Consider the following 13,708-nt stretch of genomic DNA (forward strand, 5'->3'; position numbering starts at 1 on the left):
TAGATATTAAACATTCACTCTCTGATTTAAAAACAAACGATAATTCAACGTGAACATGGAAAGGGTGGCCAGTGATGGTCGCCCTTTTTTAGCAAGATAGGAAAAGTATCTTATCCTCCCCGCTCTTATCTTTGTAGCGAAATACAAAATGAATATGGAACAAAGACCCGCAACAAAAGAAGAGTATCAACGTAAAATAAATATCCTGGTAGAGTATATCAACAATCATTTGAGCGAAACAATTGATCTGGATATGCTGGCAGAGATGTCCGGTTTTTCGCCCTGGCATTTCCACCGGATCGTAAAAGCATTCCTGGGAGAGAATATCGGTGCTTTTATTGTCAGGATGAGGGTCGAGACTGCAGCTCGGTTACTGCGTTACTCGGATATGTCGGTACAGGAAATATCCTGGCGCGTAGGTTATGATGTCCCGTCTTCCTTGTCGAAGGCCTTTAAACTGTTCTATGGTATTTCACCTAATAATTATCGTAAAAATAAAGATTACATTATTATGAGACCTGTTGAAGTAAGACATGATTTGAATATAGAAACTGAAGTAAAAGAATATCCTGACCGTCAGATTGCCTATGTCCGTTTATCGGGAGCCTATATGACTCTCGATTTTTGCGGGGCCTGGCAGAAACTGTGGGCCTTTGTGAAAGAACAGAACCTGTATTCGGAAGGGATCGAGCATATCTGTATCTATCATGACGACCCTAAAGTGACGGAACCTGACAAGCTGCGCACGTATGTTTGCCTGGTTTTACCGAAAACAGCCGAACCGAAAGGGGAGGTTGGCGTAAAGCAATTACCTGCTGCTAAATATCTAATCTTCCGCTATAAAGGTTCGTATGAACATCTGAAATCGGTATATGATACGATCTATCTGCACCTGATTCCTGAAAGTGGATACAGGCCGCTTGATGCGCCGGGATATGAAAAGTATCTGAATAATCCGGTCAATACCGCTCCTGAAGAGCTGGTGACTGAAATCCATATTCCGATTGAATAAATTCGTATATTTGCCGGCATGGAATCGTTTCAGATACTATTACCATCGCCGGCACTTGCTCCTTATGTCAGGCATTACTGGTTGTTGGAGACGGATAGTCCTATAGAAAACACGGAGCGCATCATCCCGACCGGGAATGTGCAGATGCTTTTCTATCGGGGGAATCCAATATTATTATCTTCCTCACACGACAGCCGACGTGTAAACAGCCAGTCTATTTTGTGTGGGCAGTATGTCGGTTACTCCGAACTGAGCTTTTCCGGAACGATCAGGATACTGGCTGTTGTCTTCCATACACATTCGGTAAGTGCATTCTTCCGGATGCCCGTCAGTGAGTTTTGCAACCAAAAAGTTTCTGCCGATGAGTTGGGCGACCGCGAATTGCAGGAACTGGAAGACCGTATATTATATGAAGCAGACGACAGGAATTGTATCTGCCTGGTCGAACATTTCCTTCTGTCCCGTCTCAATCCTCCGAAAGAACATAATCTCGAACGGATGTTTTCTGCTATTCGGACGATCAACCGGCGGGGAGGAGAAGTGCGTATCTCTGATCTTGCTTCATCTGTTTATCTGAGTACTAAACAGTTTCAACGTATTTTTACCGGACATGTTGGGATCAGCCCGAAGGAGTTCCTGCGGATTGTCCGTTTCCAGCATGCTTTATATGTACTGCAATCTACTCCGGATATAAGTTTTTCCCAACTGGCTTATGAATGTGGCTTCTATGACCAGCCGCATCTGATTAATGAATTTAAGGTTTTCTCCGGATATACCCCGAAAGAGTATCTGGGCGTTTGTGCTCCCTATTCCGATTATTTCTCACAGGAGAACGGCTAATGTCCTTTTTTTCCAAGTTTCGGCTTTTGGCATACTCTATCTTTGCATTGTCAAAAGACAGAAACTGTTTATCTAAAAAAGTGAACATGAAAAAGTTAATTTCTTTCTTCGAGATTCCGGCCTCTGATTTTGTAAGGGCCGTAAAGTTTTACGAAACAGTGTTGAGCCTGAAGTTGGATGTGATGGAGTGCGATGCCGAAAAGATGGCTTTCTTCCCTGATGAAGACGGTTTGGCTCCGGGTGCCGTATCATGGGCTGCCGATTTTCTCCCGTCAAAGAACGGTGTACTTATCCATTTGCATGTAGACGATATGGAAGCTACACTCTCTCTGATCAAATCCAACGGGGGAAAGGTTCTTAGGGAAAAGACAAAGATTGAAGCTGACTGTCGCGGATATTTTGCTATGTTTTCCGATAGTGAAGGAAATACGATTGGACTGTATTCCGACAGATAAGAAGGTCATTTGTGATTGAACGGAAAGGACGGCAGGAGTGTCGTCCTTTTTATATTTTTCATTTTCTGCCGTTTTAGTAGTCATAGTCAGGAAAAACGTTTACATTTGCAACTGTTACAAATAATCCGATTATTCAACTTATGAAGTGTCAACTCTGTATATAGCGTAGTTTCCTTTGACATAAGGCAAAGACCTTCTTTGTCTGTAATTCGCTATCCTCTTATCATACAGGGTACAAATCTTATTTTATAATTAATTGTCGTGATGCATTCTTCTGAAAAGAATGTATAGTGACGCATATATACTAAGTTGAATTATGAATTTCACATACAAACAAATATGGCTCATCAACTTTCCTGTGATGATGAGCATTCTTATAGAGCAATTGATTAATATTACAGACGCTATCTTTCTGGGACACTATGGAGAGGTGGAGTTGGGAGCTGCCGCATTGGCGGGTATGTATTACCTGGCTATCTATATGCTGGGGTTTGGTTTCAGTCTGGGGTTACAAGTGATGGTAGGCCGTCGTAACGGAGAAGGGAATTATAATGAGACGGGGAAAGTATTCTTTCAGGGACTGTTCTTTCTTATTGTGTTGGCCGGATCTATGTTCGTAATGTCCTGGTTATTCTCTCCGGCCTTATTATCTGAACTGATCACATCGGAAGAAGTGTATGAGGCTGTAATAAAATATCTGGACTGGCGTACGTTCGGTCTGTTGTTTACTTTTCCGGCTTTGGCTTTCCGGGCTTTCTTTGTGGGAATAACAAAGACACGGATACTGACAACGGGGGCAGTCGTAATGGTAATTACTAATATTGTATTGAATTATCTGTTGATATTCGGTAACTTCGGGTTTCCCCGGCTGGGAATATCCGGAGCCGCATTGGCTTCCACCATTTCGGAACTTTCTTTTCTGATCGTTTTAGTGGTATATGTTTGCCGCAAAATAGACAAACGTTATTATGGACTACGGCCTGTATACGATTGGCAATTGCAACTTCGGCTATTTAAGCTTTCGGTATGGAGCATGATGTATTCTTTTACGGCCGTGGCTCCCTGGTTCTTGTTTTTTGTGGTGATTGAACATTTGGGAGAGGAGCAGCTAGCCATTGCAAATATAGTCCGTAGTATCTCTACTGTATTTTTTGTAATAGTCTGTTCCTTTTCAACGACAACAGGATCTTTGGTCAGCAATCTGATCGGTGCCGGGGAATATCGTAATATCATGCCTTTATGCCGGAAGATGATGAGTTTGAGCTACATGCTGGGAATCCCGTTGCTTGTATTTACCTTCCTTTTTTCGGATGAGGTATTAGGTATTTATACAAAAAATCAGGAGCTGATCCGGAGTGCATTCTGGCCTTTTGTTGTAATGCTCTCCAATTATTTCCTATCGGTTCCGGCACATATTTATTGTAATGCTGTAACGGGAACGGGCCGGACACGGACTGCTTTTGTTTTTGAACTGATTACGATCCTGATTTATCTGGTCTATCTGTTTTTGGTATTGGTACAGTTTGATGTCCCGCTGATGGTTTACTGGACGGCCGAGCTTTTATATGTTTTCATGCTTTTTGTCCTTACTTATGGCTATATGAAGGTTCGTTACTTCAAAATATATGCTCCTGAGGTATAAACATTTCATTATCTGTACGGTTTTATAAAAAAGATATTAAAGAAAAAGACTTATGGAATGTCGGATAGAAAAAGATACGATGGGAAACGTGAAAGTCCCAATCGATGCCTATTATGGTGCACAGACCCAACGTAGTGTTGAAAACTTCAGGATTGCACAGGATATAAACCGGATGCCGAAAGAAATTATCCGGGCATTCGCTTATTTGAAGATGGGAGCGGCCCTGGCAAATAAAGATGCCGGAGTTTTATCTCAGGAAAAATGCGACCTGATTGTACGTGTCTGTGATGAGATACTGGATGGAAAACTGGATGACTCTTTCCCTTTGGTTGTATGGCAGACCGGTAGCGGAACGCAAACCAATATGAATGTGAATGAAGTGATAGCTTATCGCGGGCATGTGTTGAATGGTGGAAAATTGACGGATGAGGTAAAGATATTGTCGCCCAACGATGATGTGAATAAGTCGCAGTCGTCGAACGATACTTTCCCTTCGGCTATGCATATCGCAGCATATAAAATGCTTAGGGAGAATACGATCCCGGCCCTGGAGATGCTGCATAAGAGTTTGATAATGAAAAGCCGTGAGTTCATGCCGATCGTAAAAATAGGACGTACCCATTTTATGGACGCTACGCCGTTGACGCTTGGCCAGGAATTTAGTGGTTATGCTGCTCAATTGGAATATGGTATTCATGCCTTGAAAAGTACTTTGCCGCATTTGGCAGAACTGGCATTAGGTGGTACTGCTGTCGGTACGGGTATCAATACGCCTGATAACTTTGGAGAGAATGTTGCCCGTAAAATTGCACAACTGACCGGGTTGCCGTTTGTTACCGCGCCGAATAAGTTTGAAGCATTGGCTACTCACGATGCGATCGTGTCTACCCATGGTGCACTGAAGGGTATTGCCGTCAGTCTGATGAAGATTGCAAACGATATCCGCATGCTCGGTTCCGGTCCACGTGCCGGGATAGGTGAGATCCATCTTCCGGAGAATGAACCCGGTTCTTCCATCATGCCGGGTAAAGTAAACCCGACCCAAAACGAAGCACTGACAATGATCGCCGCACAAGTGATGGGCAATGATGTGGCTATTTCGGTAGGTGGGGCAAACGGGCAGTTCGAATTGAACGTATTCAAACCGATGATTATTTATAACTTTCTTCATAGTGCCCGCCTGATTGGCGATGGTTGCAGGAGCTTTAATGATAATTGTGTTATCGGTATCGAGCCTGTAAAAGAGAATATAAAGAAACATCTGGACGATTCATTGATGCTTGTAACGGCTCTTAATCCGAAGATCGGTTATTACAAGGCTGCATCGATAGCCCAGAAGGCTTATCGTGAGAATAAGTCTTTGAAGCAGGCGGCCGTCGAATCGGGTTTGTTAACGGCTGAAGATTTTGATAATTGGGTTGATCCGTCTAAAATGGTAGGTAATATCTGATATTGTGATCTTAGTGGATAATTAATGAAATGCAGTTTTTGCAAAGGATGCAAAGGCTGCATTTTTGTTTGCAAGGTTTATCCGAATATGTAAACATTAACGATGGAAATGACGTTTCCCCGATACATGCAATAAACTCTAACTTCAATCGCTTGTCTCTTCTTGTGATAGAATAGAATATAATGTGTTTCTGATAATTTTACAGGGGTTTCCAACTGCCAGACAATTAGCCGGAATTGATTTAGTAACAACACTGCCTGCTCCGATCGTTGTATTATCACCGATCGTTACTCCCGGAAGAATGATTGATCCGCCTCCGATCCAGACATTCTTTCCGATCGTCACGGGAGCGGTATTCGATTTCCAGAAAGAGAAACCTCCTTCTTTACCCGATGAAAGTCGATCGTCGGGATTTACAGGATGGCCGACGGTAAATATCTGTACATTCGGACCGATACCGGAATTATCGCCTATGGTAATTGTGTTGCAGTCGAGAAACGTACAATTCATATTTATCTCGATATTGTTTCCCAGGTGTATGTTTTCGCCATAATCGACATAAATAGGGGCTGAAACCCATACATTTTCACCTCTTGATCCGAGTAACTGGTCGAGGATACTGTTCAGCTGTTCTTTGTCGGTTGTATCTGTATCGTAATATTGTTTTGCCAGTTTTTTGGCAAGGTGCCAGCGTGTGATTAACTCTTTGTCGCCGCAATCATATGATTCACCGGCCAGCATTTTTTCTTTTTCGGTCATCTTCGTGTTCTTTTATGAGTAAAACATTCTTTTGGTTATAAATATAAGGTTTTTGAACAAAACCACTATCTTTATGCTTATAAAGAGTAAAAGCAGTATGGAAGGAAATAAAGCACAATCTCCCGGAATATGGAATCGTTTATCATCGTTGGTAAACTGGTTCCGGAAGAAGGATGTAAAGAATATCAATGTCTATTTTATTTCCGGAATGTGCTATAATTGTAAGGTATTTGATAAGCTGAGGCTTCCGAAAGGGTATAGGAAGGTTTATATTGAATGGCATATTCCCCGGCCGGACGAATCCTTGTCCGAATATGCCCGGACTATGGCAAAAGTGATCGATACTTCCTCTCCGTTTATCCTGATCGGCTATTCTTTCGGTGCAGTGGTCATGCAGGAAATGACCCTTTTCCTGAAACCGGAGAAATGTGTGATTATTTCTTCTTTTAAAAGCAAGAAAGAAATCCCTATTCTTTTCCAGGCAGTCCGTAAAGTGAATCTGATGGAATTTATGCCTAAGCGGCTTTTCTCTTCGACTGATTTTATAACGAATGCATTTAACCGTTTGGTATATAATGCATCCAATTCTGATCTGGCTGAATATATGACGGTAACTGATCCGGTTTATATAAAATGGGCGGTGGAACAGATCACAGACTGGGTACCGGATAATAAAAGCGAACATCTCTATCATATCCATGGAACTTCCGACCAGATATTTCCTTATGACCGGCTCGAAGATGTTTTTCCGGTTGAAGGAGGTGATCATTTAATGGTGGTGAAGAAAGCGGATATTGTCAGTTCCATATTGGATATTATCTTGCTTAAAAAGGAAGAATAACCTCTCTGTTTCTTGTTGACTGATTCTGTTTAATAGAATAATTACTAAATGTTGTCATAATAGTGAGCTTTTCGATTGCTGTCCGGGTTATTATAAGCGAATTGAAAAATGGATTGTTATGGCAAATGAATTTAGTGACAAATTAACGACAGAAGAACGTAAAGAACTTCCCTCTTCTGATTTCGGTCTTCCTGAAACGCGGGAATTCCCAATGCCGGACGGTGCTCATGTAAGGGCTGCCGAAGCTTATTTCAGATATGCACCGGAAGATAAAAAGTCTTTATTGGCACATCGCATCCTGTTAAAAGCGGAAGAATTCGGTGTCGATGTACACAGTCCGGTGATTCTGGGATGGGCTGAAAAGTATGAAAGTTAAAGAACAAAAATGTCCGGGCTTCTTTAAAAGTCCCGGACATTTTATCTTAACCGTTTTATAACCTGTGGGTTATTAATTTATTTTACTTCTTCACCTTTGTCATTGAAAGTAACAGTGCTTTCAGTTCCTTCAGCTGTAGCGATTACCAGTTTATAAGTTTTTGCTCCGTCCTTTTCTGCTACAGAGGCTTCTTTGATTGTCTGACCTGCATATGCTTTTTCAACTGCACTTTTCACAACATCCGGTACTTCCGTTACTTCAATCTTTTTGTATTCATCCTGTGACGCTTGACAGCAAGCCACTGAATCAACGCTTGTTTCTGCTGCGATAGCACTCATACAACCAACACCCATCACCATTGCCATAACAACTAATACTTTTTTCATGACTTTAAATTTTTAATTAAACAATCTTTTATGCTAATACATTTATGATAGTTCAATTGGCATGCCAAAATGATTTGTTCTGGGTAAAATACTGATTATCAGTGATGGTTGTTTTCTCAATGGTGATGTGATTGTGGAATTGGATTGTGGAATCGTGGAAATCTGATGAAAATATCCTCAAAAAACAGGTAAACAACAGTTCTGTTTTGTGTGTTTAAAATATAAAGTCATCATGTTATATAGAAAGAAAGGGATAATAAATGAATGGGTTTAAAAATTATGAGAAAATTATATTGAGGGATTATCTGGCATTGGAAAGAACCAGGTTGGCAAATGAACGAACTCTTTTTTCTTATATACGTACCTCGTTATATCTTTTGACCGTCGGGTTCGGCATATTTGAAATCAAAAGTATTCAACATCTGATAGCAGTAGCATGGATATGCATAGGTGTTAGTGTGATTCTGCTTCTCATTGGATTCTACAGGTATTATCAGTTAAAAAAGTATTTGAACACTTATACTTATGAAGACTCCCATTAGGATGGCGTAGTTGTGCCACTCCATTGACAAAATACTTTGAAAGGATCTGAAAAATGGTTTTATTGGAGGTGGATAAAGCAACAAAGGCTATCAGTCTTTCGACTAACAGCCTTGGAGCGGAAGCGGCGAGATTCGAACTCGCGGTACCCTTACGAGTACGTCAGTTTAGCAAACTGGTGGTTTCAGCCACTCACCCACACTTCCATGTGTTCTGTGCTTCTTCCTTAGAATTGCGCTGCAAAGATAGGCGTATGTTTTTTAATAAACAAAGTATTTTGCATCTATTTTTTGAGAAAAAGATACTACTTTTGTAACCTGTTCTGATAATCAGTATTTTATTGGATTAAAAAATGAATAAGAAAAAACGAGGAAAACGTAATATACTAATCGGGGGAGTCGTATTTTTAGTCTTTTTGCTGGCGGGAGCGGGCTTTTGGGGATATCGTCTGGCATGGGCTCCGAATTTTATGCCGAAAGAAACAGTCTACCTATATATAGGAAAGGAAAAAAATTTTGATGACCTGTGTCGCCAATTGATCGATTCCGCTGATTGTAGCCGGATCGGTAGCTTTAAACAATTGGCAGGGATATTGAAATATCAGGAGAACATAAGGACCGGGCGATATGCCGTATCACCGGGGATGAGTAACCTGGAGCTTTTGAACGATCTGCGGCGCGGACATCAGGTGGCAACCCGTCTTACATTTAATAATATCCGTTTCAAGGATGATCTAGCCGAACGTATGGATGACCAGTTGATGCTGGATAAAGAAGAATTGCTCTCTTTGCTCAATGATTCCGCCTATTGTGATTCGTTGGGATTCACGCTTGAAACAGTCATGGCAATGTTTATCCCGAATACTTATGAAGTCTATTGGAATATTCCGGCAGAGAAACTGATGCAACGTATGAAACGGGAGTATAAATCTTTCTGGACAGATGCACGTTTGGAAAAAGCAAAGGCCATAAACCTGACCCCGGTTGAAGTTTCTGTTCTCGCTTCTATTGTGGAGGAAGAAACAGCAGCCACGGATGAATATCCGATTGTAGCAGGATTATATCTTAACCGTTTGCATCGTGGAATTCCCTTACAGGCAGATCCGACTGTGAAGTTCGCCGTAGGTGATTTTACCTTGCAGCGTATCCTGTTTGAACATCTGGAGATCGATTCTCCTTATAATACATATAAATATCCCGGCCTTCCACCGGGGCCATTACGTATTCCTACCATCAAAGGGATGGACAGCGTTTTGAATTATATGAAGCATAATTATCTTTATATGTGTGCCAAAGAGGATTTTTCGGGACGCCACAATTTTGCAGCGACATTGACGGAACATAACCGTAATGCAAACCGCTACAGGGCTGAGCTTAACAGGAGAAAGATTCGATAAATTTTTTACCGCTTGTTGGGGTAAAAACTGTATCTTTGGCAGTTGGTATAACATAAAAATCAATTTAAGAAAACAAATATACATGGAAAAACAACTATTCTTGGGGGATGAGGCAATCGCACAAGCTGCGATTGATGCCGGTATTTCCGGTGTTTATGCCTATCCGGGTACTCCTTCAACAGAAATTACCGAGTATATCCAAGGCTCGGCAGTAGCGAAAGAACGGGGGATACATAGCCGTTGGAGTGCGAATGAAAAGACTGCAATGGAAGCTGCATTAGGTATGAGTTATGCCGGAAAGCGCTCTTTGTGCTGTATGAAGCATGTCGGACTGAACGTGGCAGCAGATTGCTTTATGAATGCAGGAATGAGTGGTATTAACGGCGGTATGATCATTATTACAGCGGATGATCCATCTATGCACTCTTCACAAAATGAACAGGATAACCGTGTATATGGTAATTTTGCCATGATCCCGATGCTGGAACCTTCCAGCCAGCAGGAAGCTTACGATATGGTGTATGAAGGTTTCGAGCTTTCTGAAAAACTGGGTTATCCGATCCTGATGCGTATTACTACCCGTATGGCACATTCCCGTGCAGGTGTAGTGACACGTCCGATCAAAGATGAAAATACAATGAATTGCCCGCCGGACGGACGCCAGCGTTTTATCCTGCTTCCGGCTTTGGCACGTAAGCGTTTCAAAGTATTACTGGAATCTCAGAAAGTATTTACCGAATCTTCTGAAAATTCAACATATAACAAGTATTTCGATGCTCCGGATAAAGAGTTGGGTATCATTACTACAGGAATTGCTTTCAATTATCTGTCTGAGAATTATCCGGACGGGTTTGAGCATCCGGTACTGAAGATCAGCCAGTATCCGTTACCACGTAAGTTGGTGGAAAAGATCGCAAACGAATGCAAGGAAATCCTGGTACTGGAAGAAGGATATCCGGTAGTGGAAGAACAACTGAAAGGTTTCCTGGGGAAAGGTGTTATTGTACATGGCCGTTTGGACGGAACTTTACAGCGTGACGGTGAATTGACTCCGGATACTGTAGGGAAGGCTTTGGGTAAAGAAATTAACAGTTACTATGCGATACCGGAAGTGGTTGAACAGCGTCCGCCCGCTTTGTGCCAGGGTTGCGGTCACCGCGATGTCTATGAAGCGCTGAACGAAGTGTTGGCCGAATATAAAGATCCGAAAGTATTCGGTGATATTGGTTGTTATACGTTAGGTGCTTTGTCTCCATTCCGTGCAATCGACTCCTGTATTGACATGGGGGCTTCTATCACGATGGCAAAGGGTGCTTCCGATGCCGGTGTATTCCCTGCGGTATCAGTGATCGGAGACTCTACTTTCACGCACTCGGGTATGACCGGTTTGCTGGATTGTGTAAACGAGAATACGAATATAACGATCGTTATCTCCGATAATGAAACAACGGCGATGACCGGTGGGCAAGATTCAGCCGGAACAGGACGTCTGGAAGCTATTTGTGCCGGTATCGGCGTCGATCCGGCTCATATCCGTGTGATGATCCCGTTGAAAAAGAATTACGAAGAGATGAAAACGATCATCCGCGAAGAGATTGAATATAAGGGCGTATCTGTCCTGATCCCGCGTCGTGAATGTATCCAGACATTAACCAGAAAGAAAAAAGCAAGTAAGAAATGAGAGCAGATATTATATTGTCAGGTGTAGGAGGACAAGGTATCCTCTCTATTGCCGCCGTTATTGGAGAAGCAGCTTTGAAAGAAGGTCTGTATATGAAACAAGCGGAAGTACACGGAATGAGCCAGCGCGGAGGTGACGTACAGTCGAATTTGCGTTTGTCAGACCAGCCGATCGCTTCCGATCTGATCCCGAAAGGACATGCCGACCTGATCATTTCTCTGGAACCGATGGAGAGCCTCCGTTATCTTCCTTATCTGAAAAAAGAGGGTTGGCTGGTGACAAACTCACAGCCGTTTGTCAATATCCCCAACTATCCGGATATCGACAAGGTGAATGAAGAATTGAATAAGCTGCCGCATAAAGTAATTCTCGATGTGGAGGCAATTGCAAAAGAAGTGGCTACGGCCCGTGCTGCGAATATCGTTATGCTGGGGGCAGCAACTCCTTTTATCGGTATCGAATATGATAAAATAGCAGATGGTATCCGTCATATCTTTGGCCGTAAGGGTGAAGAAGTGGTCGAGATGAACCTGAAAGCATTGAAAGCAGGCTATGACGTAGCCCAAAGTTTAAAATAAAATTTTTATGAAAAAAAGTCTCTTAACCGCCATCTTTATGATCTTTGCCTTTATTACTCATGCACAAAACGATGCAGACATAATAAAGGTAGGTGACCAGATGCCTGCATTTACGATCGTTTCCGATAACGGAACACAAACATCGTCAGCATCTCTGAAAGGAAAAGTAGTCCTGATAAACTTTTTTGCCACTTGGTGTCCTCCCTGCCAGAAAGAACTGGCTGAGGTACAGCAGAAACTGTGGCCGAAATATAAGGATAACAAGAGTTTTCAAATGCTGGTGATCGGTCGTGAACATACGGATGCCGAACTGGCGAAGTACAACGAGAAAAAAGGTTTTACTTTCCCGTTATACCCCGACAAGAACCGGGCGATCTTCGGTGCGTTTGCCAAGAACCTGATTCCCCGAACCTATTTGATAGGTAAGGACGGTAAAGTGATCTATGCCGGCAAAGGATATACGGAAGAAGAGTTTGCCGAATTGATGAAAAAGATCGATGCGGCGATAAAATAAAAGATATGCAGTATAAGAATATACATTTAATCTATTTTTCTCCGACGCATACATCGGCTAAGATATCTTATGCTATTGCGGAAGGATTGGAAGCGGAAACTTTATCTGAGTCGGATATAACCTGCGAAGGCTTAAAGGAACCGTTGCTAATAGGAGAGAATGAGCTGGTGATCGTTGCTGTCCCGGTCTATGGCGGGCGTGTTGCAGAAACGGCGATGGAACGTATCCGTATGTTTCAGGGAAAAGATACGCCGGTCATACCAGTGGTTGTCTATGGGAACCGCGATTACGAAGATGCTTTGAAAGAGCTGAGCGATACGTTGGTAGTGCAGGGATTTATTCCTGTCAGTGCCGGTGCTTTTGTCGGTGAACATTCTTATAGCCGGAAGGATATGCCTATTGCGGCAGGTCGTCCGGATAAGGATGATCTGTTTAAGGCTTCTCAGTTTGGACATGATACGCTGAAGAAACTGGATGATGCTGGCTGTTTGTCGAAATTGCCAGTGCTGGAGGTGAAAGGGAATTACCCTTATAAAGTAAAAGGACCGTCGACACCACAGGCTCCGGTTACGGATGAAGAGCTATGTACACAGTGTGAATATTGTATTGATGTTTGTCCGGTTACTGCCATTTCGATTGTCGATGACCGGATGTTCAGTGATCCTGTTCTCTGTATTAAATGTTGTGCCTGTGTGAAGGAATGTCCGGAAGGAGCACGTACGTTTGATACGCCTTATACGGCCATGCTTCATAAAAACTTCAGTGCACGGCGCGAACCTGAATTGTTCTTTTGATCATTTTAAATAATTAGCTTATAGCCGATCCCACGGATATTTATTATTTGAACCGAGGGATCGGCTTTTAGTTTCTTACGTAGTTTAGTAATAAACACGTCCATACTCCGGGCGTTGAAAAAACTATCGTCTCCCCATAGCTCTTAGCAATACGGGGTTCCTGTGTAGCATATCGTTTGTATGCTTACATAGAAGCCGCAGGATCTCCGCTTCCCGGTGAGAGAGTGTTTCGGTCTGGCTGATCTTTATCTGTATTATAAGGAATGGATTTTATTAATTTATTTCATCGGGTTGTAATTAATTTTGATGATATGTTTTTGGAATTAGGCCGAAAGAATTGATTGGGCCATTATAATTGTTCCTTATTCTTTCCTGTAGAATTATTCGTTTGATATATATCAAACGCAAAGAACACATATATGCTTCATTCGTTTGATGATTGAG

15 protein-coding genes, 1 tRNA gene and 1 pseudogene are annotated in these 13,708 nt (G+C 42.3%); 13 read left to right on the forward strand and 4 right to left on the reverse strand.

Going from position 1 to position 13,708, the window contains the following annotated elements:
* The first annotated feature begins 154 nt into the window (after nucleotides 1-154).
* The 5 genes from IEY67_RS21985 to fumC all read left to right on the forward strand — a co-directional run bounded on the left by IEY67_RS21985 (nucleotide 155) and on the right by fumC (nucleotide 5,399).
* On the forward strand, nucleotides 155-1,012 hold the full coding sequence (locus IEY67_RS21985) for an AraC family transcriptional regulator (RefSeq protein WP_183672381.1): 858 nt from the start codon (nucleotides 155-157) through the stop codon (nucleotides 1,010-1,012).
* Nucleotides 1,013-1,030: 18 nt separating this feature from the next.
* Nucleotides 1,031-1,852: a helix-turn-helix domain-containing protein gene (locus IEY67_RS21990; RefSeq protein ID WP_183672382.1), complete on the forward strand. Its 822-nt coding sequence runs from the start codon at nucleotides 1,031-1,033 to the stop codon at nucleotides 1,850-1,852.
* Nucleotides 1,853-1,938: 86 nt separating this feature from the next.
* Nucleotides 1,939-2,307, forward strand: coding sequence for a VOC family protein (locus tag IEY67_RS21995; protein ID WP_122357166.1), 369 nt, complete (start codon nucleotides 1,939-1,941; stop codon nucleotides 2,305-2,307).
* A gap of 316 nt (nucleotides 2,308-2,623) precedes the next feature.
* On the forward strand, nucleotides 2,624-3,949 hold the full coding sequence (locus IEY67_RS22000) for an MATE family efflux transporter (RefSeq protein WP_183672383.1): 1,326 nt from the start codon (nucleotides 2,624-2,626) through the stop codon (nucleotides 3,947-3,949).
* A gap of 52 nt (nucleotides 3,950-4,001) precedes the next feature.
* Nucleotides 4,002-5,399, forward strand: a complete 1,398-nt coding sequence (gene fumC / locus IEY67_RS22005; protein WP_122357168.1) for a class II fumarate hydratase — start codon at nucleotides 4,002-4,004, stop codon at nucleotides 5,397-5,399.
* A gap of 144 nt (nucleotides 5,400-5,543) precedes the next feature.
* On the opposite strand, the gene IEY67_RS22010 is transcribed toward fumC, so the two are convergent.
* Nucleotides 5,544-6,158, reverse strand: coding sequence for a sugar O-acetyltransferase (locus IEY67_RS22010; protein WP_183672384.1), 615 nt, complete (start codon nucleotides 6,156-6,158; stop codon nucleotides 5,544-5,546).
* 97 nt (nucleotides 6,159-6,255) lie between these two features.
* On the opposite strand from IEY67_RS22010, the gene IEY67_RS22015 reads away from it, so the two are divergent.
* Together IEY67_RS22015 and IEY67_RS22020 are read left to right on the forward strand one after the other, a co-directional pair.
* Nucleotides 6,256-6,999, forward strand: coding sequence for an alpha/beta fold hydrolase (locus tag IEY67_RS22015; protein WP_183672394.1), 744 nt, complete (start codon nucleotides 6,256-6,258; stop codon nucleotides 6,997-6,999).
* 118 nt (nucleotides 7,000-7,117) lie between these two features.
* Nucleotides 7,118-7,375, forward strand: coding sequence for a hypothetical protein (locus IEY67_RS22020; protein ID WP_122357170.1), 258 nt, complete (start codon nucleotides 7,118-7,120; stop codon nucleotides 7,373-7,375).
* 77 nt (nucleotides 7,376-7,452) lie between these two features.
* Here IEY67_RS22020 and IEY67_RS22025 read toward each other — a convergent pair whose 3' ends face one another.
* On the reverse strand, nucleotides 7,453-7,761 hold the full coding sequence (locus IEY67_RS22025) for a hypothetical protein (protein WP_122357171.1): 309 nt from the start codon (nucleotides 7,759-7,761) through the stop codon (nucleotides 7,453-7,455).
* 260 nt (nucleotides 7,762-8,021) lie between these two features.
* Here IEY67_RS22025 and IEY67_RS22030 point away from each other — a divergent pair, with 260 nt between their 5' ends.
* Nucleotides 8,022-8,303, forward strand: coding sequence for a DUF202 domain-containing protein (locus IEY67_RS22030; RefSeq protein WP_122375373.1), 282 nt, complete (start codon nucleotides 8,022-8,024; stop codon nucleotides 8,301-8,303).
* 117 nt (nucleotides 8,304-8,420) lie between these two features.
* Here the strand turns inward: IEY67_RS22030 and IEY67_RS22035 are convergent.
* Nucleotides 8,421-8,507, reverse strand: a tRNA-Ser gene (locus IEY67_RS22035).
* Between the two features lie 146 nt (nucleotides 8,508-8,653).
* On the opposite strand from IEY67_RS22035, the gene mltG reads away from it, so the two are divergent.
* From mltG to IEY67_RS22060, 5 genes are all read left to right on the forward strand, one after another.
* Nucleotides 8,654-9,697 carry an endolytic transglycosylase MltG gene (gene mltG, locus IEY67_RS22040; RefSeq protein ID WP_183672385.1) on the forward strand — a complete coding sequence of 348 codons (1,044 nt, stop codon included), beginning with the start codon at nucleotides 8,654-8,656 and terminating at the stop codon, nucleotides 9,695-9,697.
* Nucleotides 9,698-9,779: 82 nt separating this feature from the next.
* A complete protein-coding gene (locus IEY67_RS22045; RefSeq protein ID WP_183672386.1) occupies nucleotides 9,780-11,378 on the forward strand; it encodes a thiamine pyrophosphate-dependent enzyme in 1,599 nt (532 codons plus the stop codon).
* Complete coding sequence (locus IEY67_RS22050) at nucleotides 11,375-11,956, forward strand: indolepyruvate oxidoreductase subunit beta (RefSeq protein ID WP_122375370.1); 582 nt, start codon at nucleotides 11,375-11,377, stop codon at nucleotides 11,954-11,956. Before IEY67_RS22045 ends, IEY67_RS22050 begins: the two co-directional genes overlap by 4 nt.
* A gap of 7 nt (nucleotides 11,957-11,963) precedes the next feature.
* Complete coding sequence (locus IEY67_RS22055) at nucleotides 11,964-12,470, forward strand: TlpA family protein disulfide reductase (RefSeq protein ID WP_183672387.1); 507 nt, start codon at nucleotides 11,964-11,966, stop codon at nucleotides 12,468-12,470.
* 5 nt (nucleotides 12,471-12,475) lie between these two features.
* On the forward strand, nucleotides 12,476-13,264 hold the full coding sequence (locus IEY67_RS22060) for a 4Fe-4S binding protein (protein WP_122357177.1): 789 nt from the start codon (nucleotides 12,476-12,478) through the stop codon (nucleotides 13,262-13,264).
* A gap of 5 nt (nucleotides 13,265-13,269) precedes the next feature.
* On the opposite strand, the pseudogene IEY67_RS22065 reads toward IEY67_RS22060, so the two are convergent.
* Nucleotides 13,270-13,495, reverse strand: a pseudogene (locus IEY67_RS22065) (winged helix-turn-helix domain-containing protein); the annotation flags it as partial.
* Nucleotides 13,496-13,708 lie beyond the last annotated feature (213 nt).

It is taken from the genome of Parabacteroides faecis, from assembly GCF_014647375.1.
Classification (GTDB): Bacteria; Bacteroidota; Bacteroidia; order Bacteroidales; family Tannerellaceae; genus Parabacteroides; species Parabacteroides faecis.

Coding starts and splice junctions, on each gene's coding strand:
- IEY67_RS21985 (WP_183672381.1), top strand. CDS start 155: ATGGAACAAAGACCCGCAACAAAAGAAGAGTATCAACGTAAAATAAAT.
- IEY67_RS21990 (WP_183672382.1), top strand. CDS start 1,031: ATGGAATCGTTTCAGATACTATTACCATCGCCGGCACTTGCTCCTTAT.
- IEY67_RS21995 (WP_122357166.1), top strand. CDS start 1,939: ATGAAAAAGTTAATTTCTTTCTTCGAGATTCCGGCCTCTGATTTTGTA.
- IEY67_RS22000 (WP_183672383.1), top strand. CDS start 2,624: ATGAATTTCACATACAAACAAATATGGCTCATCAACTTTCCTGTGATG.
- fumC (WP_122357168.1), top strand. CDS start 4,002: ATGGAATGTCGGATAGAAAAAGATACGATGGGAAACGTGAAAGTCCCA.
- IEY67_RS22010 (WP_183672384.1), bottom strand. CDS start 6,158: ATGACCGAAAAAGAAAAAATGCTGGCCGGTGAATCATATGATTGCGGC.
- IEY67_RS22015 (WP_183672394.1), top strand. CDS start 6,256: ATGGAAGGAAATAAAGCACAATCTCCCGGAATATGGAATCGTTTATCA.
- IEY67_RS22020 (WP_122357170.1), top strand. CDS start 7,118: ATGGCAAATGAATTTAGTGACAAATTAACGACAGAAGAACGTAAAGAA.
- IEY67_RS22025 (WP_122357171.1), bottom strand. CDS start 7,761: ATGAAAAAAGTATTAGTTGTTATGGCAATGGTGATGGGTGTTGGTTGT.
- IEY67_RS22030 (WP_122375373.1), top strand. CDS start 8,022: ATGAATGGGTTTAAAAATTATGAGAAAATTATATTGAGGGATTATCTG.
- mltG (WP_183672385.1), top strand. CDS start 8,654: ATGAATAAGAAAAAACGAGGAAAACGTAATATACTAATCGGGGGAGTC.
- IEY67_RS22045 (WP_183672386.1), top strand. CDS start 9,780: ATGGAAAAACAACTATTCTTGGGGGATGAGGCAATCGCACAAGCTGCG.
- IEY67_RS22050 (WP_122375370.1), top strand. CDS start 11,375: ATGAGAGCAGATATTATATTGTCAGGTGTAGGAGGACAAGGTATCCTC.
- IEY67_RS22055 (WP_183672387.1), top strand. CDS start 11,964: ATGAAAAAAAGTCTCTTAACCGCCATCTTTATGATCTTTGCCTTTATT.
- IEY67_RS22060 (WP_122357177.1), top strand. CDS start 12,476: ATGCAGTATAAGAATATACATTTAATCTATTTTTCTCCGACGCATACA.